Origin of the sequence: Micromonospora sp. DT41 (assembly GCF_049841715.1) — a bacterium.
Lineage (GTDB): Bacteria > Actinomycetota > Actinomycetes > Mycobacteriales > Micromonosporaceae > Micromonospora > Micromonospora profundi.
In genome coordinates this window covers 56,190-75,147 of the sequence record NZ_JBNCKU010000006.1, presented here as the reverse complement: position 1 = coordinate 75,147, position 18,958 = coordinate 56,190, and the positions used below count along the sequence as shown (strand labels likewise).

Here is an 18,958-nt window from a genome sequence, read left to right as displayed (position 1 = left end):
TTGATCAGCTCGGCATCATCCGCTGGCGAGTGCCGAGCGGGTGGCGTGCAACGACGCCAAGAGTTGCAGCCGGTCCGCGTGGGCGCTGCCCGGCTCAGCGGTGAAGACGAGCATGACGGGGCCGGGATTTCCCGGCAGGGGATACGTGTCCCAGTCCAGGACGATGTCGCCTACCTCGGGAACCCGGAAGGTCTTGGTGCCGCTTACCGATTCGCGTACGTCGTGCTGGGCCCACAGCCGCCGGAACTGGGCGCTGCGGATACTCAGCTCGCCGACGATCGCGGTGGCGCGTGGGTGGGTGGGGTCGGTGGCGACGGCGGCCCGCATCATGCCGATGTAGTCCAGAGCCTGCTGCTCCCAGTCCGGACAGCTCCGCTCTCCGGTCAGCGTGTCGTCGAACAGCAACAGGAGCATGTTGAGCCGGTCGGTCGGGTAGGCGTCCGGGTCGCCGAGCAGCGCCTGCGCCATCGGGTTCCAGTCGAGCAGATCGAGATGCCGACCGAGTACGACAGCAGGGGTGTCCAGCACCCGCAGCAGACGCCGTGTGCCCTCCGGCACCCGCTCCGGGTCGCGGTTCACCCGGGTGGGCATCGACCGGCGGGCGGCGTGGGCCAGGGTGAACAGGTGCCGGCGTTCCTTGTCGTCGAGGCCGAGCGCGCCGGCAAGCGCGTCCAGGACGTCGTCGGACGGGCGTACCTCCCGGCCCTGCTCGATCCGCTGGTAGTAGTCGGTGCTCAGCCCGGCCAGCAGGGCCAACTCCTCGCGCCGCAGCCCGGTGACCTTGCGCCGGCCGCCCGGCTCCAGGCCGACCTCGTGTGGACGCAGCCGGCTACGCCGAGCGCGTAGGAAGTCCCCGAGCTCGCGAGCGTACGGATGAAGGCGGGTCATGCCGCAAGTGTGCAGCGGACCGGACCGCCGAAGGTAGGTCCCGCAGACCTAGGCAAACGAGTACGACCGAACCGGCCCGGAACGCTCCTACCGTCGGTGGCCAACGCACCGACACCCCAGGAGCAGCAGATGACCGGATGGACCGCCGACCGCATCCCCGACCAGCGCGGTCGGGTCGCCGTCGTGACCGGCGCGAACTCAGGCCTCGGCCTGGTCACCGCCACCGAACTGGCCAGCCACGGCGCCCACGTCGTGCTCGCCGTTCGCGACACCTCCGCAGGCGAGGAGGCCGCCCGCCGGATCGGCGGCGACATCGAGGTGCGCGAGCTTGACCTGGCATCCCTCGCCTCCGTGCGGGCCTTCGCGGCGAAGCTGGCCGGCGACCACCCGGCGATCGACCTGCTGGTAAACAACGCCGGGGTGGTCCTGCTCGGCCCGCGCCGCACCTCCGCCGACGGATTCGAGCTGCAGCTCGCCACCAACATGCTTGGCCACTTCGCACTGACCGGCCTGCTGCTCGGCAACCTGGCCGCGGCGCGGGAAGCCCGTGTGGTCAGTCTCAGCTCGATCACCCACAAGAACGCGCACCTGGACTTCGATGACCTGATGTTCGAACGGAACTACCGGGCATCCACCGCCTACGGGCGGTCCAAGCTCGCCAGCACGATCTTCGGCATCGAACTGGACCGCCGCCTGCGCGCCGCCGGATCGCCGATCGTCAGCGCGCTGGCCCACCCCGGTCTCACCCGTACCAACCTGACTCCGCGTGCCTGGGAACACCGTGGCCGGTTCGGGCGGCTGATCGCGCGGGCCGGGCTGTTGGCAACCCAGCCGGTGGAGCAGGGCGCGCTGCCGCAGTTGCGTGCCGCGACCGAACCCGGTGTGCGGGGTGGCCAGTTCTTCGGCCCAGCCCTGCTCGGGGAGACGCGGGGCAGGGTCACCGAGGCCCGGCTCAGCCGTGAGGCCGCCGATCCGGCTGTCGGCAAGCGGCTGTGGGCGGCGGCCGAGGAACTGACCGGCGTCAGCTACCTCTGACCTACGGCGCTGTCGCCGGCGGTCGACGGCAATCCGCAGCGTCGCGATCAGCCGCCGGGCCTCGGCCCTTCCGGCACGGCCCGACTCGTCGGCGACGTCAGCCGGTTCGCGAACGCGGCGTCCGATCACCGCCAGACGGCTCGGCTTTCGCCGACCAGACTTTGTGTCATGAACATGGCACTTGATGGCAAGGTAGCCCTCGTTACGGGTGGTGGTCGTGGTATCGGCGCTGCAGTCGCTTTGCGCTTGGCCGAGGAGGGCGCCGATGTGGCGCTGACGTTCCAGCAGAACCAGCAACGCGCCAACGATGTGGTGGACAAGATCAAGGCTGGGGGTCGGCGGGCGATCGCCGTGCAGGCCGACAGTGCCGATCCGGCAGCAGTGGTTGCCGCAGTGGACCAGGTTGCCGGTGAGCTGGGTCGGTTGGACATCCTGGTCAACAATGCCGGCGCGTTCCTACTCGGACCGCTGGAGCAACTGAACCTGGAAGAGTTCGATCAGACTGTCGCTGTCAATGTCCGGGCACCGTTCGTGGCGTCGCAGGCCGCAGTGCGCCACATGTCGGCCGGTGGGCGGATCATCAACATCGGAAGCAACGTGGCGGAGCGGGCGGTTTTCCCGGGCTTCTCGTTGTACGCAACGAGTAAGACCGCTCTGATCGGCCTCACCAAGGCGCTCGGACGCGAACTCGGTAGCAGAGCTATCACTGTAAACCTCGTGAATCCAGGGGCCACGGACACCGAACTGAATCCGGCCGACGGCCCTGATGCCGACACGATCAACGGGTTCACCGCCCTCGGCCACTATGCGGTGCCAGCCGACGTGGCCGCAGCGGTGGCGTTCCTCGCCAGCCCCGACGGGCGTTACATCACCGGTGCGACGGTCAACGTCGACGGCGGCTTCACCATCTGATTCATCGGCTCACCGCCGCATCGTCCACCGGCCGGGCTGGCTGACCTGATCACCGACTGGCTTGTCCGGACATATCCGCAGGTCACGGTGGTCCGGTTGGCCGGTCTTCGGCAGGAGGTACGCTCGTTCGCCGCTGGTCCCGAAAGACATGAGAGATGCAGACGTGAACGAGATTGCTGAGCGGGTGGCGGCGGCGCAGTTCGACGCACTCGAAGTCCTCTGCGCGGCGACTCCGAAGGGCTGGTACGCCGAGCGGGCAACAGCGCGTGCCGCCCTCACGTACGCCGACGCCGCGATCGAGGCGCTGGGCCCAGCGGCCTTCGGCGAGGAGTACGCACGAGGTCAGGCCATCGACCCGCGTGCCGCCTTCACCGAAGATCGACGCTGACCCGGGCGCCCTCGAAGCGGTCCGACCGCGAGGCTGCGACGATCACTGCATGACGACCGCCGAGGCGTACGCCAGATTCGCCACCCGGGAGGTACGAGGGGTCTCGCCCGCGTACGAGCGGCTGTCCCTGGCGGTGTCCCGCGACCACGAGGTGCTCGCGCTGCTCGACGGGCTGCCCCCGGCCAAGCGGCAACCGAACCTGCTGTTCGGCGTCGTCCGATGGCTCGGCGGCCCGGTCGAGGACCCGGCGGCGTTCCACGACTACGCGGTGGCGAACTGGCCGGTCATCGAGGCGCAGATGCGCGTCCGGGCCACCCAGACGAACGAGGCCGGTCGATGCGCTGTGCTACTGCCGGTGCTCGCCGCGCTGCCGCAGCCGCTCGCGCTGCTGGAGGTCGGCGCGTCCGCTGGACTCTGCCTCTATCCCGACCGGTACGCATACCGCTATGGCGAGCAGCGGGTCGGCTCCGGCGAGCCCGTACTGGAGTGCGCGGCCAGCGGGTTGGTGCCGCCGGCACGCGTACCCGATGTGGTGTGGCGGGCTGGCCTGGACCTCAACCCCCTCGACGTGACCGACCCCGACGACGTGTCCTGGTTGGACGCGCTGATCTGGCCGGAGCACGCGCACCGGCGGTCGCGGCTGCAAGCTGCTGCGGCGGTCGCCGCTGCCGATCCGCCGCTGCTGGTCCGTGGCGACCTGGTGGACGATCTGCCGGCGCTTGCCGCGCGGGCGCCTGTCGACGCGACGCTTGTGGTCTTCCACACCTCGGTGCTCTACCAGGTGCCCGTGCCGCGCCGGGAGGCGTTCGTCCGGCTGGTCCGTGACCTGCCCGGTCACTGGGTCGCCAACGAGGCGCCGGAGGTGCTGCCGTACGACGGGCTGCCGACACCGTCGGGGGAGGGGCTGCACAACGTCCTCGCCCTGGACGGCACGCCGCTGGCCTGGACGCGGGGCCACGGTCAGGCGATGACGTGGTTCGGCTGACGCCGCACACAGACCGGTCGGGGCGTGCCGCCACCAGCACCGCGCTCCTCGTCGCTGCCTAGACTGCTGCGGTGAGCGGAGAGCGACGACCCCTGGCCGACCGGCCGCTCACCGAACCGCACCCGTCGCGGCTGCCGCTCGGGCATCCCGACCGGGAGCAGATCCTCGCCGCGCACGCCGCCGCGCTGGCCAGCGGTGAGGCCGGCTACCTCGACCCGGCGAGCGGGCTGTTCGTGCTCAGCGCCGAATTCCTGGCCCGGCGCGGCACCTGCTGTGGACGCGGCTGCCGACACTGCCCGTACGTGGACGATCCACACTGCGGATAACGGCGAAACGAGGACTTCCGCCGAACCCGGACACCCCGTACGGTGTCCGACGGACACCCGACGGGCGCCTACCGCCGTCGGTCGGCGAGAGGGTGGAGCGTGCGCGGGCGGATCATGGTCGCCGGGCTGGCCGGACTGCTGGTGAGTGGCTGTGCCGCCGACGCCGAGCCGGTGGCGGTCCCGCCGCCGGTGCCGATCGCTGTGGACGTGGCGGCGGCGTCCTCGGGCGGAGCCTGCCGGTTGCTGGACTTCGCGCTCATCGAGCAACTGGTGAAGGTGCGCTTCGACGTGGCGGCGGCCAGCGAACGAGGTGACACGCACACCTGCGTGGTGCGGGCCGGGGACGCGCCGCTGCCGGAGTTGATGCTGAGCGTGTCCGAGACGTCGGTCGACAAGACCACGTTCGGCGCGGACGTGGTGCCCACCAAGACCACGAAGGTCACCGGGCTGGGTCAGCAGGCGTACCGGCGTACCGTCGCCGCCGCGAGCGGCCACGGCCCGGCAGTCGAGGTCGGCTGGCTGGCCACCGACGGCCGGTTGGCGACTCTGACCTGGACCAGCGCCCGCGGCACCGAGCGCGCGGCGGCCGAGAAGGTCGCCGGGGAGCTGATCGCGCTGGCCAAGAAGGTGGACACCCGGGCCCTGTGACGCCCAGGCCGGACGGGCAGCGAGCAGCGGCAGGTCAGCCGAGCAGCAGGTCAGCCGGCGGCGACGAAGACCCGCGAGGCGACCTCGCGCGGCAGCCGGACGCGGTCGCCGGACCTGTCGATCGACACCCCGTCACGCTCCTGAGCCACCGTCACAGTCGCACCCGGGTCGACACCGGCGGCGTGCAACTGGCGCAGCACGTCGGAGTCGGTCTGCACGCTCTCGCAGATCCGGCGCACGACCACCGGCCCGGTGAGACCGGGGAATGCCAGGTTGCGCTCACCCTCGCCGGCCTCGGTGGCCTGGGTCTCGGGGGAGCCCAGCGCCTCCAGACCCGGGATCGGGTTGCCGTAGGGGGAGCGGGTCGGCCGGTTGAGCAGGTCGTACACCCGCTTCTCGACGGCGTCGCTCATCACGTGCTCCCAACGGCAGGCCTCCTCGTGGGCCTCCTCGTAGGGCATCCCGATGACGTTCACCAGCAGCAACTCGGCGAGGCGGTGCTTGCGCATCACGGAGACGGCGGTGCCCCGGCCGAGCGCCGTGAGGGTCAGTTGCCGGTCGCCTTCGACGGTGAGCAGGCCGTCGCGCTCCATCCGGGCGACGGTCTGGCTCACTGTGGGGCCGCTCTGCCGTAGGCGCTCGGCGATGCGCGCGCGCAGCGGCGGCACGCCCTCCTCCTCCAACTCGAGGATGGTGCGCAGGTACATTTCGGTCGTGTCGACCAGGTCGTGAGACTTCATAGCGGCAGCGGCCCTCCGGTGCACGATGGTACCTCGCTGTTCGGCCAGCGACCGCCGCCGAACCGCGCGGGTCCTGACCTGGATGGTGTTTGATGGTCGCCATGTCCGGAATTGAGGAGCCGCTGATCGAAGTCGGTCGGCTCGCCGCCGAGCTCGACGACACCGATCCGCCCACCCTGCTCGACGTGCGCTGGCGGCTCACCGGCCCGCCCGGCCATGACGACTACCTGGCCGGCCATCTGCCCGGCGCGGTCTTCGTCGACCTGGACACCGCGCTCTGCGGGCCGCCCGGCGTCGGCGGCCGGCATCCGCTTCCCGATCCGGCCGCGTTGCAGGCGGCGCTGCGGGCCGCCGGCGTCCGCGCCGGTCACCCCGTCGTGGTGTACGACGGTGGCGACGGCCTGGCCGCAGCCCGCGCCTGGTGGACGTTGCGCTGGGCGGGGCACCGCGCGGTCCGCGTGTTGCACGGCGGCTACCCGGCCTGGGTCGCCGCCGGTCGGCCCGTCTCCACAACGGCACCCGCCCCGAGTCCGGGCGACGTCGAGGTGCGCCCCGGTGACCTGCCGGTGCTCGACGCCGGGCAGGCCGCCGCGCTGGCTGCCGCCGACGACGCCGTGCTCCTCGACGTACGGGCGGCGCCCCGTTACCGGGGCGAGGTCGAACCGATCGACCCGGTAGCGGGCCACGTTCCCGGCGCGGCGAACCTGCCGGCCGGCGAGTACGTCGGCCCGGACGGGCGTTTCCCGGCCGCCGACGTGTTGCGGGAGCGGTTCGCCGCAGCCGGTGTGACCGGGGCGCGGGACGTCGGGGCGTACTGCGGCTCCGGGGTGACCGCCGCGCAGGCGATCCTGGCGCTGCATCTGGCCGGCCGCACGGATGCGGCACTCTACGTCGGATCGTGGAGCAACTGGGTGGCCGATCCCGCCCGGCCGGTCGCCTCCGGGTCGACACCTGGCCACTGACCAGCACGTGCGGTGGGGGCCCGGCCGTCCTCGTGCGACCATGGGCTCATGTCCGACGACACGGTGGTGGTGTGGGACGAGTCGCTGCTCGCCTACGACATGGGTGACCATCCGCTCGATCCGGTACGGGTGGAGCTGACGTTCGCGCTCGCCCGCGAGCTGGGCATCCTCGACCGGCCAGGCGTGCGCATCGTGAAACCGGAGCCCGCCGACGAGGCCCTGCTCACCAGCGTGCACCACCCGGCCTACCTGGCGGCGGTGCGGGCCGCGCCGCGTGACCCGCTGTTCGCCGGGTACGGGATGGGCACCTCCGACAATCCGGTCTTCGACGGGATGCACGAGTCGAGCGCGTTGATCGCCGGTGCCACGGTGGCCGCCGCCGAGGCGGTGTGGCGCGGCGACGCAAGGCGGGCGGTGAACGTGGCAGGTGGCCTGCACCACGCGATGCCCGCCCGGGCCTCCGGCTTCTGCGTCTACAACGACCCGGCCGTTGCCATCGCCCGACTGCTGGAGCTGGGTGCCGAGCGCATCGCGTACGTGGATGTGGACGTGCACCACGGCGACGGCGTGCAGCAGATCTTCTGGGACGACCCTCGGGTACTCACTGTCAGCCTGCACGAGACCCCGCTCGCGCTCTTTCCCGGCACCGGTTTTCCGGACGAGACCGGTGGGCCGGGCGCGCATGGCACCGCTGTCAACATGCCGCTGCCGCCGGGTGTCGACGACTCCGGTTGGCAGCGGGCGTTCCACGCGATCGTGCCGTCGGTGCTGCGCGCGTTCCGGCCGCAGGTGCTGGTCAGCCAGTGTGGCGCCGATGGGCACCGGCTCGACCCGCTTGCCGATCTGAGCCTGACGGTCGACGGGCAGCGTGCCACCTACCTGGCGTTGCGGGCGCTCGCCGACGAGCTGTGCGACGGCCGCTGGGTGGCCACCGGCGGCGGCGGGTACGCGCTTGTCGAGGTGGTGCCCCGGGCCTGGACCCACCTGCTGGCAGTGGCCACCGGCGCCCCGATCGACCCGGCGACGCTCACCCCGCCGGCCTGGCGGAAGCTTGCCGCCGCCCGCCGTCCGGGTCGGGACATTCCGCTGCGGATGACCGACGACGTCGACCCGTCGTACGAGCCGTGGCAGCCGACAGGTGAGCCCAACGCTGTGGACCGGGCGATCGCGGCGACCCGCAGGACGGTGTTCCCGCTGCTGGGGCTCGACCCGCACGATCCGCGGGACTGAGCCGGGCCGGGGAGGACGGCACCTGTGACAACCGTGGACCAACCGGTGGACGTGCTGCTCAGCGACGGCAGTACCGTCCAGTTGCGACCGATCAGCCCGGACGACGCGCCGGCCATCGTGGCGATGCACAGCCGGTTCTCCGAGCGCACCCGCTACCTGCGGTACTTCTCGCCGTACCCGCGCATCCCGGAACGGGATCTGATCCGCTTCGTCACTGTCGACCACCGCGACCGGGAGGCGTTCGTGGTGCTTGCCGGCGAGCAGATCGTCGCTGTCGGTCGTTACGAGCGGCTCGGCCCGCAGGCCCCGGAGGCGGAGGTGGCCTTCGTGGTGGAGGACGCCTACCAGGGCCGGGGCATCGGGTCGGTGCTGATGGAGCACCTGGCCGACGCCGCCCGGCGCAACGGCATCATGAGCTTCGTCGCCGAGGTGCTGCCGACAAACGGGACGATGCTGCGGGTCTTCTCCGACTTCGGCTACCAGGTCCAGCGCGAGTACGCCGACGGCGTGGTGCATCTGAGCTTTCCCATCGCGCCCACCGAGGCGACGCTTGAGGTGCAGTTCGGCAGGGAACATCGCACCGAGGCCCGCTCGATCGCCCGGCTGCTCGCCCCGCGCGGCGTCGCCTTCTATGGTGCCAGCGCCACGGGTCAGGGCGTCGGCGCGGCAGTGCTGGGGCACCTGCGCGACGGTGGTTTCACAGGTGCCGTGGTGCCTGTGCATCCGAGCGCGTCGACGGTGGCGGGGCTTCCCGCGTACCCGTCGGCTGTCGACGCCGGGGTCCCGGTGGACCTGGCGGTGGTGGCGGTCCCGCCCGCGGCGGTGACCGCGGTCGTCGCCGACGCGGCCGCCGCCGGAGTGCACGGCCTGGTGGTCATCTCGGCAGGCTTCGCCGAGGCCGGCGCCCAGGGCGCGGCCACCCAGCGGGCGCTGGTCCGCGCGGCGCACGCCGCCGGGATGCGCGTGGTCGGCCCGAACTGTCTCGGCGTGGCCAACACCGATCCGACGGTACGCCTCAACGCCACGCTCGCCCCGGCGCTGCCGCCGGCTGGTCGGGTCGGCATCTTCAGCCAGTCCGGTGCGTTCGGGGTTGCGCTGCTCGCCGAGGCCGACCGGCGCGGCCTGGGGCTGTCAAGCTTCGTCTCGGCCGGCAACCGGGCCGACGTCTCGGGCAACGACCTGCTTCAGTACTGGCAGGACGACCCCGGCACCGACGTGATCATGTTGTATCTGGAGACGTTCGGTAACCCGCGTAAGTTCGCCAGGCTGGCCCGGCGGATCGGTCGTTCCAAGCCGGTGGTCGCGCTCGCCTCACCGGCCCGACCGCCGGGGGTGGGCGACTCGGCCGGGCCGGACGAGGTGGCCGTGGCTGCCCTGTTCGCCCAGTCCGGCGTGATCCGGGTGGACACCGTGCCGGAACTGCTCGACGTGGGGGTGCTGCTTGCCAACCAGCCGCTGCCCGCCGGCGGCCGGGTCGGCGTGGTCGGCAACTCCTCGGCGCTGACCGGCCTGGCCGCGACAGCCTGCGTCGGGCAGGGCCTCACGGTCGTCGACGGCTATCCCCGTGACGTCGGGCCGAGCGCCGGTGCGGCCGAATTCGCCGCCGCCCTCGCGGAGACGGCAAGCGACGACCGGGTGGACGCCCTGGTGGTGGTCTTCGCCCCGCCGCTGCCCGGTCAACTCACCGATGTGGACGCCGACGTCATCGCCGCGCTGCCGGCCGCGCTGGCGCTGGGCAAGCCGACGGTGGCGACGTTCCTGGTGGGCCGGCCGCCGGCCGGGATGCCCGCGTACGGCGGCGTGGAGGAGGCAGTGCGCGCTCTCGCCCGCGTGCACCGGTACGCCGAGTGGCTACGCCGCCCGCCCGGGGTGGCACCCGAGTTGCCAGGGGTCGACAGTGCCGCCGCCCAGGCTGCGCTCCGCGATCCGCCCGACCCGAACGCGCTGCTGGCCGCGTACGGCATCGAACCTGTGGCGTCGGTGTCCGTCGACTCGCTCGACGCGGCGGTGGACGCGGCGGCGGGGTTGGGTTTCCCGGTGGCGCTGAAGGCTGCTGCCCCCGGGCTGCGGCACCGGGTCGACCTCGGCGCGGTCCGGCTCGACCTGCCCGACGAGGCGACGGTCCGCCGGGCGTACGCCGAACTGGCCGCCCGCTTCGGCGCGGAGGTCCTGGTGCAGCCGATGGTCCCGCCGGGGGTGGCCTGCGTGGTGGAGGTGATGGAGGATCCGGCGTTCGGGCCTGTGGTCGGTTTCGGTCTTGGTGGGGTGGCCACCGAGTTGCTCGGCGACCGGGCCTGGCGGGCGGTGCCGCTTACCGACCGCGACGCCGCCGAACTCGTCGACGAACCCCGGGCCGCGCCGCTGCTGCGGGGGCACCGGGGTGCGGCGCCTGTCGACAGGGCGGCCCTCGCGGACCTGCTGCTGCGGGTGGGTCAGCTCGCCGACGAACAGCCCCGGGTGCGGTCGCTGACCCTCAACCCGGTGCTCGCCCGTCCGGACGGCATCACGGTCCTGCACGCCCAGGTCCAGGTGGGAGGTCCGGCGGCCCGCCCGGACACCGGCCCTCGCCGCCTGTGAGCAGAGGTCCGAGCGGGCAGCGGTTCAGGCGCGGCTGGAGATCTGCTGGACGGCCCAGGCGTTGCCGTCGGGGTCGGTGAAGTGGACGAAGCCGACGTTGTCCAACGGGTGCGGCACGGGCCGGGGGTTGCGCCCGACCACCTGGATCTCGCTGACCTCCACGCCGCGTTCGACAAGTTGCGCGCGGGCCTTCTCGATGTCGGGTACCACCAGTTGCAGCCCCTTGAGCGAGCCCGGTGGCATCTGCGGGACCGCGCCCTTGCCGATCACCACCGAGCAGCCGGACCCTGGCGGTGTCAGCTGGATGATGCGGACGTCGTCGCCGATCACCGTGTCGTGGTCCACCGCGAAGCCGAGCTGGTCGGCGTAGAACGTCTTCGCCCGGTCCAGATCGGAAACCGGCACGATCACCACTTCCAACGTCCAGTTCATTGTTGCTCTCCTCGTGTCGTGGTTGTCGTACGCAGCAGCTGGGCGAGCCGCGTGAAGCTCTGCCCGATGCCCCGAGCCATCGGGTAGCGCAGCACGGTGTCCCGCCCCTCTGCGGTGGCGTAGAGCAGCGTGGTGGTGACTGTTGTTCGTCCGGCCAGCTCGGTGAACTCGTGGCTGACCAGGGTCTCGCCCGGGTAGGACTGGTCGTCGAAGAGTTCGGTGCAGACCAGCCGGTGTGGCGGATCGATCTGCCGGTAGACGCCGGCCTGGGCCATCCGGGCGCCGTCCGGGCCCTGCGACTCGAACCGCCACCGTCCGCCGACGCGCAGGTCGATGTCGCACCTCACCAGCCGCCAGCCCCGCGCCCCGTACCAGCGGACCAGCAGCTCGGGTTGGGTGAACGCGGCGAACACCAGCCGGGCCGGTGCCTCGAACAGGCGACTCATCACGATCTGCCGATCGCCCGGTGCGCGTACGACGATCGGGTCGTCGGTGCCTGTCACCCGCCCGTCCCGCCCTGCGTCGCGTCCCGCCTGTCGGTGGCCTGGAGTTCGTCGAGCAGGTCGTCGAGTCGCCTGTAGCTCTCCGCCCAGTAGTCGCGGTAGTCGGCGAGCCAGGCCGTGGCCTCCCGTAGTGGGCGTGCCTCCAGGCGGCACGGCCGGCGCTGGGCGTCCCGCCCCCGGCTGACGAGGCCAGCCCGTTCCAGCACCTTGAGGTGCTTGGAGATGGCTGGCTGGCTCATCTCGAAGGGCGCTGCCAGCTCCGTGACCGTCGCCTCACCGATCGCGAGCCGGGCGAGGATTGCTCGCCGGGTCGGGTCGGCAAGCGCCGCGAACGTCGCATCCAACAGCTCCGGTCCCACCATAACCTCCTGGTTGTATAACCAAATGGTTTATCGCGGATCGGTGCCGTCGTCAAGCACCTCGACGGCCGCGTCCCGCACCTCGACAGCACGGAAGGCCCCGGCGAACCGCCAGGGCCTTCCGTGTGGACCGTGTGCCTCAGCAGGCGTACGCCTCCAGGCGCTGCGCCCGCTCCGGAGCCCGCAGCTTCAGCAGCGTCACCTTCTCGATCTGCCGGATGCGCTCCCGGGACAGGCCGAACTCGCGACCGACCTCGTCAAGGGTGCGCTGGCGACCGTCGTCCAGGCCGAACCGGAGCCGGATCACCGCCTGCTCCCGCTGGGACAGCGTCGACAGCACGATGCTCACCTCGTTGCGCAACTCGCCCTGGGCGGCGCTGTCACCGGGCTCGTTGCGCGGGTCCACCGAGGCCACGAAGTCGCCGAGTGCGCTCTCGCCGTCGTCGCCGACCGCCTGGTCCAGGCTGACCGGCTCCCGGTCGTACGAGATCAGCTCGATGACCTGGATTTCGGGGATCTCCAGTGCGCGGGCCACCTCGGCGACAGTCGGTTCGCGGCCGAGCGTCACGGCGAGTTCGCGACGGGCCCGCACCATCCGGTTGACCTGCTCGACCATGTGCACCGGGATGCGGATGGTGCGTGCCTGGTCGGCCATGGCGCGGGTGATCGCCTGGCGGATCCACCAGGTGGCGTACGTGGAGAACTTGTAGCCCTTTGTGTAGTCGAACTTCTCCACGGCGCGGATCAGGCCGAGGTTGCCCTCCTGGATCAGGTCCAGAAAGGCCATCCCGCGGCCGGTGTAGCGCTTGGCGATGCTGACCACCAGCCGCAGGTTCGCCTCCAGCAGGTGATCCTTGGCGGCCCGTCCCTCGGCGACGATCAGCTCCAGGTCGGCCCGCAACTCCGGCGAGACCGGGGTGCAGGTCGCGAGCTTCTCGTCGGCGAACAGGCCGGCTTCGACGCGCCGCGCCAGCTCGACCTCCTGTGCCGCGGTCAGCAGCTTCGTCCGGCCGATTCCGTTCAGGTATGCCCGGACCAGGTCCGTGGAGATGCCGCGCTCGTCGGTGGCGTCCAGGTCGGCGAGGATCTCGGTGGGCGCGTCGGTGTCGGTGCTGGCTGCCGGGCGCATCCGGTGTTCCGTCATCTGCAGGGCCATCTCTGTCTCTCCCCGTGTCCACGTCTGTGCCGTCTTTCCGGCTCAGTGGTGCCGGTGTGAAACACAGCTTGGCGGGAGGGGCGTGAAACGGGAGTGAGGCGATCGGGCACCGGACAGGATCCGACCGGATCATTGTCGTGAATGAAGCCGGTGGCCGGGGTCAGAGGTCCAGGAGGATCGTGCGAGGGCCGATGTTGACGCTCTCGACGAGCATGTGGGCGCGGAAACGACCTGTCTCGACCTTCGCACCGCGCTCGCGCAGTGCCTCGACGACCGCTGTCACCAGCGGCTCGGCGACCTCGGCGGGAGCGGCGGCGGTCCAGGTTGGACGGCGGCCCTTGCGAGCGTCGCCGTAGAGGGTGAACTGACTGACCACCAGGATCGGCGCGCCGACGTCGGAGGCGGACCGTTCGTCGTCCAGGATCCGCAGCTCGTGCACCTTGCGGGCCATCGTGCGGGCGGTCTCGGCCGTGTCGGTGTGGGTCACACCGAGCAGCACCAGCAGGCCGTTGTCGATCGCGCCGACCACATCGCCGTCCACAGTCACGCTGGCCCGGCCGACGGTCTGCACCACAGCGCGCATCAGCGGGCCACCTGCGTGCCGACTACCGGTGCCCGCATCACGCTGTCACCGGCTCGATGAAGCCGCGCTCCACGAGATGCGCAACGATCGGGCCGGCGGCCTCGGCCATCTCGTCGGGCTCCACGTCGTGCGCAGCGGCGAGCAGGGCGAGCTGGTCACGCAGCGGCAGCCGGCCGTCGGCGCCACCGACGAGCGCCAGCACCAACGGGTCGATCTCCTCGGTCCAGCGCAGGCCGTGTGGCATCGCGAGGACCTGCCGGTCCACCGCCCAGCCCTCGTCACCCATCGTGGCCTCCTGACGCAGTTGCAGGCCGTCGGCGGCCCGGTAACGCTCGGCGAGCAGCGCCTCGGTGTCGCGTACCCGGAGGAAGTCCTGGCGGTCGAACCAGGCGCCCACCTGGGCGCCCAGCGGCGGCTCGACCCGCTGCCGTAGGTCCTCCACGCGGATGATCGGGTCGGCGTGCCCGCCGCGGCGCAGGGACACGATGCCGAAGCCGATCCCCTCGACCTTGTGCGCGTCGAACCAGTCCAGCCAGGTTGCGGTCCGCTGTGGATCGGTGCTCTCGCCGACATCGGTGAGCCACAGGTCGACGTACGCCATGGGGTCGGCGACCTCGCGCTGGATCACCCAGGCGTCCAGGCCGGTACCGGCGAACCAGTCGGCGACCCGCTCGTCCCACTCCTCACCGGCCACGTGCACCCAGTTCGCCAGGTACTGCATGGTGCCGCCCTCGGTGAGCAGGTCGGGGGCGGCGGCGGCCAGCTCCGCGCCGATCGCGTCACCAACGCGCCCGGAGTCGCGGTAGACGTGCGTTGTGGTCCCCGGGCCGACAACGAACGGCGGGTTGCTCACCACCAGGTCGAAGCGCCGGCCCGCCACCGGAGCGACAAGGTCGCCGCGCAGCAGCTCCCAGTCCTGGCCGTTGAGGGCGGCGTTGGTGGCGGCGAAGCGCAGCGCCCGCTCGGAGAGGTCGGTGGCGGTCACCGAACGGGCGTGGGTGGCCAGGTGCAGGGCCTGAACTCCGGAGCCGGTGCCCAGGTCGAGCGCGGTGTCGACCGGGCGGCGCACAGTCGCGCCGATCAGGGTCTGGGTGGCCCCGCCGATGCCCAGCACGTGCTCGGCACGCAGTGGCTGCCCCGGTCGGGCACTGCCCGGCACGTCGGCGAGCACCCACCAGTCCTCGCCGTACGGTTCCAGGTCGACACCGGCGCGCAGGCCGTCACCGTGCCGCTCGACAAGCCCACCGGCGAGCGCCTCGGCCACTGTCAACGGCGCCAGCGCGGCGGCCACCGTCGGCTCCGACTCGGTCTGGTCGCAGATGAACACCCGGATCAGGGTGGCGAGCGGGTCGCGGTCCTCGGTGGCGCGCAGGGCGGCCCGGTAGTCGTTGCGCGCGACCGAGCCGGTGGCCTGCGCGCCGAGCCGGCCGGCGATGCCGTCGCTGGTGAACCCGGCGCGGGTCAGCGCGGTGCGCAGCGCGTCGACACCGGCAGGGGAGAGCAGCATGTCGTGTTGGTCCACACCCGCCATCCTGCCTCTCGCCGCGTCCCCGGTCGGCACCACCCGCCGCAACCGATCCGGTGCGTCGGTGTCCGGCGGGTCAGCGGGCGAGGCAGGATGTCCGCATGACGCTCGTGCTTCCCATCGACCCCGAAGCCAACCGGCTGCTGGAGCGCAGCCCGCTGGCCCTGCTCATCGGCATGACCCTGGACCAGCAGGTGCCGATGGAGAAGGCGTTCTCCTCGCCGTACGTGCTGAGCCAGCGGCTCGGTCACGATCTGGACGCGGCGGAGCTGGCCGGGTACGACGGGGACGCGCTGGTGGCGCTCTTCGCCCAGCCGCCCGCGCTGCACCGGTTCCCGAAGGCGATGGCGGCCCGGGTGCAGGAGGTCTGCCGGGTCCTGGTGGAGCGCTACGACGGGGACGCGGCGCTGCTCTGGTCGGACGTCACCGACGGGCCGGAGCTGCTGCGCCGGGTCGGCGAGCTGCCCGGCTTCGGCAAGCAGAAGGCGCAGATCTTCGTGGCCCTGCTCGGCAAGCGGTTCGGGGTGACGCCGCAGGACTGGCGGAAGGCGGCCGGTGGCTACGGCGACCCTGGCGCGTACCGGTCGGTGGCCGACGTCACCGACGCCGACTCGCTGCGCCGGGTGCGGGAGTACAAGCAGCAGATGAAGGCGGCCGCGAAGGCGAAGGCCGCCGACGGCTGAGCGGTGCGCTCAGGCGGCGGTCGGGTGGGCCAGCGAGGCCAGCGCGCGCCGGACGTCGGCGAGCGAGACGGTGGCCGAGTCGTCCAGGTCGGCCAGGCCGGCCTCGATCCACTGCCGCATCAGCGTGGTGACGCCGATGCCCCGGGCGTCGGCGGCGGCGCGGACCCGCTCGTAGGTGTCCAGCGGCAGCCGGACCGATCGGCTCACCATCGGCACGTCGGTGTCGGGGGTGGGCAGGTCCACCGCCGGACTATGGTCGATCAACTCGGCGATCCGGTCGTCGCCGCTGTGGAACTGCTTGGTCGCGTCGTTACGGTGCATCGTCACGGCCCCCCTCATCGGCGATCTCTCCGCACGGCCTCGTCGTAGCGCTTGGACTCGACGTCGCTCAGCTCGCGGGCGGAGAGGATGTCCCAGTCGTTGTCGCTGCCATCGGCTTCGGCGAGCAGCACCGCCAGTCGGCGACCCCGTCGGGCGGCGGCGTAGACCACCATCACGTCGTCGCCCAGGTGGCGGATGACCCGTCGGGCGCTGTGCAGCGCCTCCCAGACTTCCCCGGGTGTGACGTCGTAGACCCTCAGGTTGGCCAACGCCTCGTCGGTGAAGCTGAACCTGCTGCCCACGGGGCGCAGCGTACCACGCGCGTAACACGACGCGGTATGCGGCAAATTTCGCTGATCACGGCTTCGCGGTGACAGGATGAGGCGTAACCCCCTCGAGGAGGTCCAAGGTGAAGCGTCAGGCGTACCAGCCGATTCTGATCACCGACGCCTCGCGCAGCCAGAACGATCAGCTCACGAGCCGTCAGCGCCGCTATGTCCTGATGATGGGCATCCGGGTGGCCTGCATCGTCGCTGGCGCGATCCTGGTCGGCGTGAAGGCCCCGCTGCTGTGGCTCTGGCTGCCCCTGTGCGCCCTCGGCATGGTGGTCATCCCGTGGCTGGCGGTGCTGCTGGCCAACGACAGGCCGCCCAAGGAGGAGCACCGGCTGGCCAACCGCTTCCGCCCCCGCCGGACGGACGACTCCCCGCCGATGAGCCTCACCACCGAGGAGCACCCGCACAAGATCATCGACGCCGAACCCTGACCCGCGCCGCGCGGGCCAGGGCCCGACAGATCACGGCCGTGGTCGCGCCCCCACTGTCGAGACGGCGAGCGCGCCCAGTTCGGTGGCGCGATCCAGGGCAGCGGTCGGCGTGGCACCTGCCAGCCACGCGGTGAGCAGCCCGGCCGCGAAGGCGTCCCCGGCCCCCGTGACGTCCACCACCGTCACCCGCCGGGCCGTCGCCACGCTGACGGTGGCCCACCGGTCGACCCAGACCGCCCCCGCCGCGCCGCCCTTGACCACCACCCGCCGGGCCGTCGCCGACAACGCCCGCCCCTGCGCCGCCGGGTCCAACCCGCCGGCCAGCACCGTGGCCTCGTCCGCGTTGACAAGCAGCAGGTCGACCTCGCGTACCCAACTCAGGAAGGCCGCCGCGCCCACCCGCCGCAGCGGCGCCGCGGAGGCCGCGTCGACGCTCGTGGTGAGCCCACGCTCGCGGGCGGCGGCCAACGCCCGCAGCCCCGCGCCGCGCGACGCGTCGTCCAACAGGGTGTACGCGGACAGGTGCAGATGCCCGGCGTCGGGCGTCTGGGCGAGGGCGCGGTCGACGTGCTCGGCGCTGAGCCGCAGGTTCGCGCCCCGCTGGCTGACCATGGTCCGCTCGCCGTCGGTGGCCAGCACGATCACAGTGCCGGTCGGGGCGTCCTCGACCCGCTCGAGCGCGCAGTCGACGCCGGCCCGCTCCAACTCGGCCAGCCGGTCACGCCCCGCGTCGTCGTCACCGACCGCCGCGACGAGCGTGACCGGCACCTTCTGCGCGGCGACCCAGGCGGCGGTGTTGGCCGCCTGCCCGCCACCACCGAGGCTGATCTCGGCCCTGGTGTCCGAACCGGCCGCCAGTGGACCGGACAGCACCGCGAGCACGTCGGTGATCACGTCCCCGACGACGACCATCCGGGCCGGTCGGGTCATGCCGGCGTAGCGGTGCGGGCGGCCGAGGCCACCGCGATCCGGGCGGCAAGATCGGCGTTGCGCAGGATGATCCGGACGTTCACCGTCAGGCTCGCCCCCTCGGTGGCCGAGTGGAAGTGCGCCAGCAGGTACGGCGTGACGGCCTTGCCGGTCACCCCGTCGCGCTCCAGCAGGGCCAGGCCGTCGGCGAGGGTCCGGTCGTGCAGTTCCGGGTCCAACTGCTCGTCGACCGGCAGCGGATTGGCGACGATCAGGCCGCCGGTGTGGACGGCCTGCGCGTCACGGGCGGCCAGAGCCGCGGCGATCTGCTCCGGCGAGTCCAGCGACCAGTCCAGGTCGAAGCCGCCGTCGGTGAGGTAGAACCCGGGGAACCGGTGGGTGCGGTAACCGACGACCGCGACGCCGAGGGTCTCCAACCGCTCCAGCGTGGCGCCCACGTCGAGGATCGACTTGACGCCGGCGCAGACCACGGTGATCGGGGTCCGGGCCAGCGTGATGAGGTCGGCGGACTCGTCGAAGGTGTGCGCCGCCTCCCGGTGCACGCCGCCCAGCCCACCGGTGGCGAACACCTCGATGCCGGCCGCCGCAGCGACCGCGCTGGTCGCGGCCACCGTGGTCGCTCCGTCCGCGCCCGTCGCCGCACCCACCGCCAGGTCACGGACCGAGAGCTTGGCCACACCATCGACGGTCGCGAGCCTTGTGAGCTGCGCGTCATCGAGGCCGACCACAAGCTCGCCACGGATCATGCCGATCGTCGCCGGCACCGCCCCGGCGTCCCGGACCGCAAGCTCGATCTCCCGCGCCACCCGGAGGTTTTCCGGGCGGGGCAGGCCGTGCGAGACGATTGTGCTCTCCAGGGCGACAACGGGCCGCCCGTCGTGCAGGGCTTCGGCCACTTCGGTGCCGTAGCTGATGCGAAAGTCAGTCACATCGGGCACGGTACGGGTCGGTTCCGGACAGACCTCAAGTGGACCCATCCGTTTTGACCTGCCAAACTTGACGGCCGGAG

At 71.9% G+C, this 18,958-nt stretch carries 23 protein-coding genes; 11 read left to right on the top strand and 12 right to left on the bottom strand.

What is annotated here, in order from left to right; genetic code table 11:
• Positions 1-15: 15 nt before the first annotated feature.
• The gene (locus tag ACLQ23_RS13265) at positions 16-888 is read right to left on the bottom strand and encodes a helix-turn-helix transcriptional regulator (protein ID WP_425735625.1); all 873 of its coding nucleotides are present in this window, start codon (positions 886-888) and stop codon (positions 16-18) included.
• A 129-nt stretch (positions 889-1,017) separates the two neighbouring features.
• Between ACLQ23_RS13265 and ACLQ23_RS13260 the strand changes: the two genes are divergently transcribed.
• The 6 genes from ACLQ23_RS13260 to ACLQ23_RS13235 all read left to right on the top strand — a co-directional run bounded on the left by ACLQ23_RS13260 (position 1,018) and on the right by ACLQ23_RS13235 (position 5,182).
• Positions 1,018-1,923 carry an oxidoreductase gene (locus ACLQ23_RS13260; protein ID WP_425880702.1) on the top strand — a complete coding sequence of 302 codons (906 nt, stop codon included), beginning with the start codon at positions 1,018-1,020 and terminating at the stop codon, positions 1,921-1,923.
• A 168-nt stretch (positions 1,924-2,091) separates the two neighbouring features.
• The gene (locus ACLQ23_RS13255) at positions 2,092-2,835 is read left to right on the top strand and encodes an SDR family NAD(P)-dependent oxidoreductase (protein WP_355598306.1); all 744 of its coding nucleotides are present in this window, start codon (positions 2,092-2,094) and stop codon (positions 2,833-2,835) included.
• A 163-nt stretch (positions 2,836-2,998) separates the two neighbouring features.
• Positions 2,999-3,223, top strand: coding sequence for a hypothetical protein (locus ACLQ23_RS13250; RefSeq protein ID WP_355628459.1), 225 nt, complete (start codon positions 2,999-3,001; stop codon positions 3,221-3,223).
• Between the two features lie 49 nt (positions 3,224-3,272).
• Complete coding sequence (locus ACLQ23_RS13245; RefSeq protein ID WP_355598310.1) at positions 3,273-4,208, top strand: DUF2332 domain-containing protein; 936 nt, start codon at positions 3,273-3,275, stop codon at positions 4,206-4,208.
• 71 nt (positions 4,209-4,279) lie between these two features.
• On the top strand, positions 4,280-4,534 hold the full coding sequence (locus ACLQ23_RS13240) for a DUF5522 domain-containing protein (RefSeq protein WP_355598312.1): 255 nt from the start codon (positions 4,280-4,282) through the stop codon (positions 4,532-4,534).
• 99 nt (positions 4,535-4,633) lie between these two features.
• Positions 4,634-5,182, top strand: a complete 549-nt coding sequence (locus ACLQ23_RS13235; protein WP_355598314.1) for a hypothetical protein — start codon at positions 4,634-4,636, stop codon at positions 5,180-5,182.
• A 50-nt stretch (positions 5,183-5,232) separates the two neighbouring features.
• On the opposite strand, the gene ACLQ23_RS13230 is transcribed toward ACLQ23_RS13235, so the two are convergent.
• Positions 5,233-5,922, bottom strand: coding sequence for a metal-dependent transcriptional regulator (locus ACLQ23_RS13230; RefSeq protein ID WP_053657472.1), 690 nt, complete (start codon positions 5,920-5,922; stop codon positions 5,233-5,235).
• 101 nt (positions 5,923-6,023) lie between these two features.
• Between ACLQ23_RS13230 and ACLQ23_RS13225 the strand changes: the two genes are divergently transcribed.
• Genes ACLQ23_RS13225 through ACLQ23_RS13215 form a run of 3 tightly spaced genes read left to right on the top strand, consistent with a single transcriptional unit; the run spans position 6,024 to position 10,691 of the window.
• Entirely contained in the window at positions 6,024-6,884 is an 861-nt protein-coding gene (locus ACLQ23_RS13225; RefSeq protein ID WP_355598316.1) for a sulfurtransferase, read from the top strand.
• A gap of 48 nt (positions 6,885-6,932) precedes the next feature.
• Positions 6,933-8,114, top strand: a complete 1,182-nt coding sequence (locus tag ACLQ23_RS13220; RefSeq protein ID WP_355598318.1) for an acetoin utilization protein AcuC — start codon at positions 6,933-6,935, stop codon at positions 8,112-8,114.
• Between the two features lie 24 nt (positions 8,115-8,138).
• On the top strand, positions 8,139-10,691 hold the full coding sequence (locus ACLQ23_RS13215) for a GNAT family N-acetyltransferase (RefSeq protein ID WP_425880701.1): 2,553 nt from the start codon (positions 8,139-8,141) through the stop codon (positions 10,689-10,691).
• A gap of 24 nt (positions 10,692-10,715) precedes the next feature.
• Here the strand turns inward: ACLQ23_RS13215 and ACLQ23_RS13210 are convergent, their stop codons facing one another.
• From ACLQ23_RS13210 to ACLQ23_RS13185, 6 genes are all read right to left on the bottom strand, one after another.
• Entirely contained in the window at positions 10,716-11,123 is a 408-nt protein-coding gene (locus ACLQ23_RS13210) for a VOC family protein (RefSeq protein WP_355598321.1), read from the bottom strand.
• Positions 11,120-11,569, bottom strand: a complete 450-nt coding sequence (locus ACLQ23_RS13205) for an SRPBCC domain-containing protein (RefSeq protein ID WP_355598342.1) — start codon at positions 11,567-11,569, stop codon at positions 11,120-11,122. The genes ACLQ23_RS13210 and ACLQ23_RS13205 overlap by 4 nt, the downstream gene beginning before the upstream one ends.
• A 53-nt stretch (positions 11,570-11,622) precedes the next feature.
• Positions 11,623-11,988, bottom strand: coding sequence for an ArsR/SmtB family transcription factor (locus ACLQ23_RS13200; protein ID WP_425880700.1), 366 nt, complete (start codon positions 11,986-11,988; stop codon positions 11,623-11,625).
• Positions 11,989-12,124: 136 nt separating this feature from the next.
• The gene (gene sigB, locus ACLQ23_RS13195; RefSeq protein ID WP_425735629.1) at positions 12,125-13,141 is read right to left on the bottom strand and encodes an RNA polymerase sigma factor SigB; all 1,017 of its coding nucleotides are present in this window, start codon (positions 13,139-13,141) and stop codon (positions 12,125-12,127) included.
• A gap of 160 nt (positions 13,142-13,301) precedes the next feature.
• Positions 13,302-13,724 (bottom strand): D-aminoacyl-tRNA deacylase, encoded by a 423-nt coding sequence (gene dtd, locus ACLQ23_RS13190; protein ID WP_425880699.1) that lies wholly within the window; start codon positions 13,722-13,724, stop codon positions 13,302-13,304.
• A 37-nt stretch (positions 13,725-13,761) separates the two neighbouring features.
• Complete coding sequence (locus tag ACLQ23_RS13185) at positions 13,762-15,246, bottom strand: DUF7059 domain-containing protein (protein WP_425735631.1); 1,485 nt, start codon at positions 15,244-15,246, stop codon at positions 13,762-13,764.
• A gap of 104 nt (positions 15,247-15,350) precedes the next feature.
• Between ACLQ23_RS13185 and ACLQ23_RS13180 the strand changes: the two genes are divergently transcribed.
• Positions 15,351-15,932: an HhH-GPD-type base excision DNA repair protein gene (locus ACLQ23_RS13180; RefSeq protein WP_053657451.1), complete on the top strand. Its 582-nt coding sequence runs from the start codon at positions 15,351-15,353 to the stop codon at positions 15,930-15,932.
• A gap of 9 nt (positions 15,933-15,941) precedes the next feature.
• Here the strand turns inward: ACLQ23_RS13180 and ACLQ23_RS13175 are convergent, their stop codons facing one another.
• Positions 15,942-16,253 (bottom strand): hypothetical protein, encoded by a 312-nt coding sequence (locus tag ACLQ23_RS13175; protein ID WP_053657524.1) that lies wholly within the window; start codon positions 16,251-16,253, stop codon positions 15,942-15,944.
• 14 nt (positions 16,254-16,267) lie between these two features.
• Positions 16,268-16,555, bottom strand: a complete 288-nt coding sequence (locus tag ACLQ23_RS13170; protein WP_197281581.1) for a hypothetical protein — start codon at positions 16,553-16,555, stop codon at positions 16,268-16,270.
• Between the two features lie 107 nt (positions 16,556-16,662).
• Between ACLQ23_RS13170 and ACLQ23_RS13165 the strand changes: the two genes are divergently transcribed.
• Complete coding sequence (locus ACLQ23_RS13165; protein ID WP_053657449.1) at positions 16,663-17,019, top strand: DUF3099 domain-containing protein; 357 nt, start codon at positions 16,663-16,665, stop codon at positions 17,017-17,019.
• 30 nt (positions 17,020-17,049) lie between these two features.
• Here ACLQ23_RS13165 and ACLQ23_RS13160 read toward each other — a convergent pair whose 3' ends face one another.
• On the bottom strand, positions 17,050-17,949 hold the full coding sequence (locus tag ACLQ23_RS13160; protein ID WP_053657447.1) for a carbohydrate kinase family protein: 900 nt from the start codon (positions 17,947-17,949) through the stop codon (positions 17,050-17,052).
• The gene (locus ACLQ23_RS13155) at positions 17,946-18,878 is read right to left on the bottom strand and encodes a pseudouridine-5'-phosphate glycosidase (RefSeq protein WP_167945358.1); all 933 of its coding nucleotides are present in this window, start codon (positions 18,876-18,878) and stop codon (positions 17,946-17,948) included. Before ACLQ23_RS13155 ends, ACLQ23_RS13160 begins: the two co-directional genes overlap by 4 nt.
• Positions 18,879-18,958 lie beyond the last annotated feature (80 nt).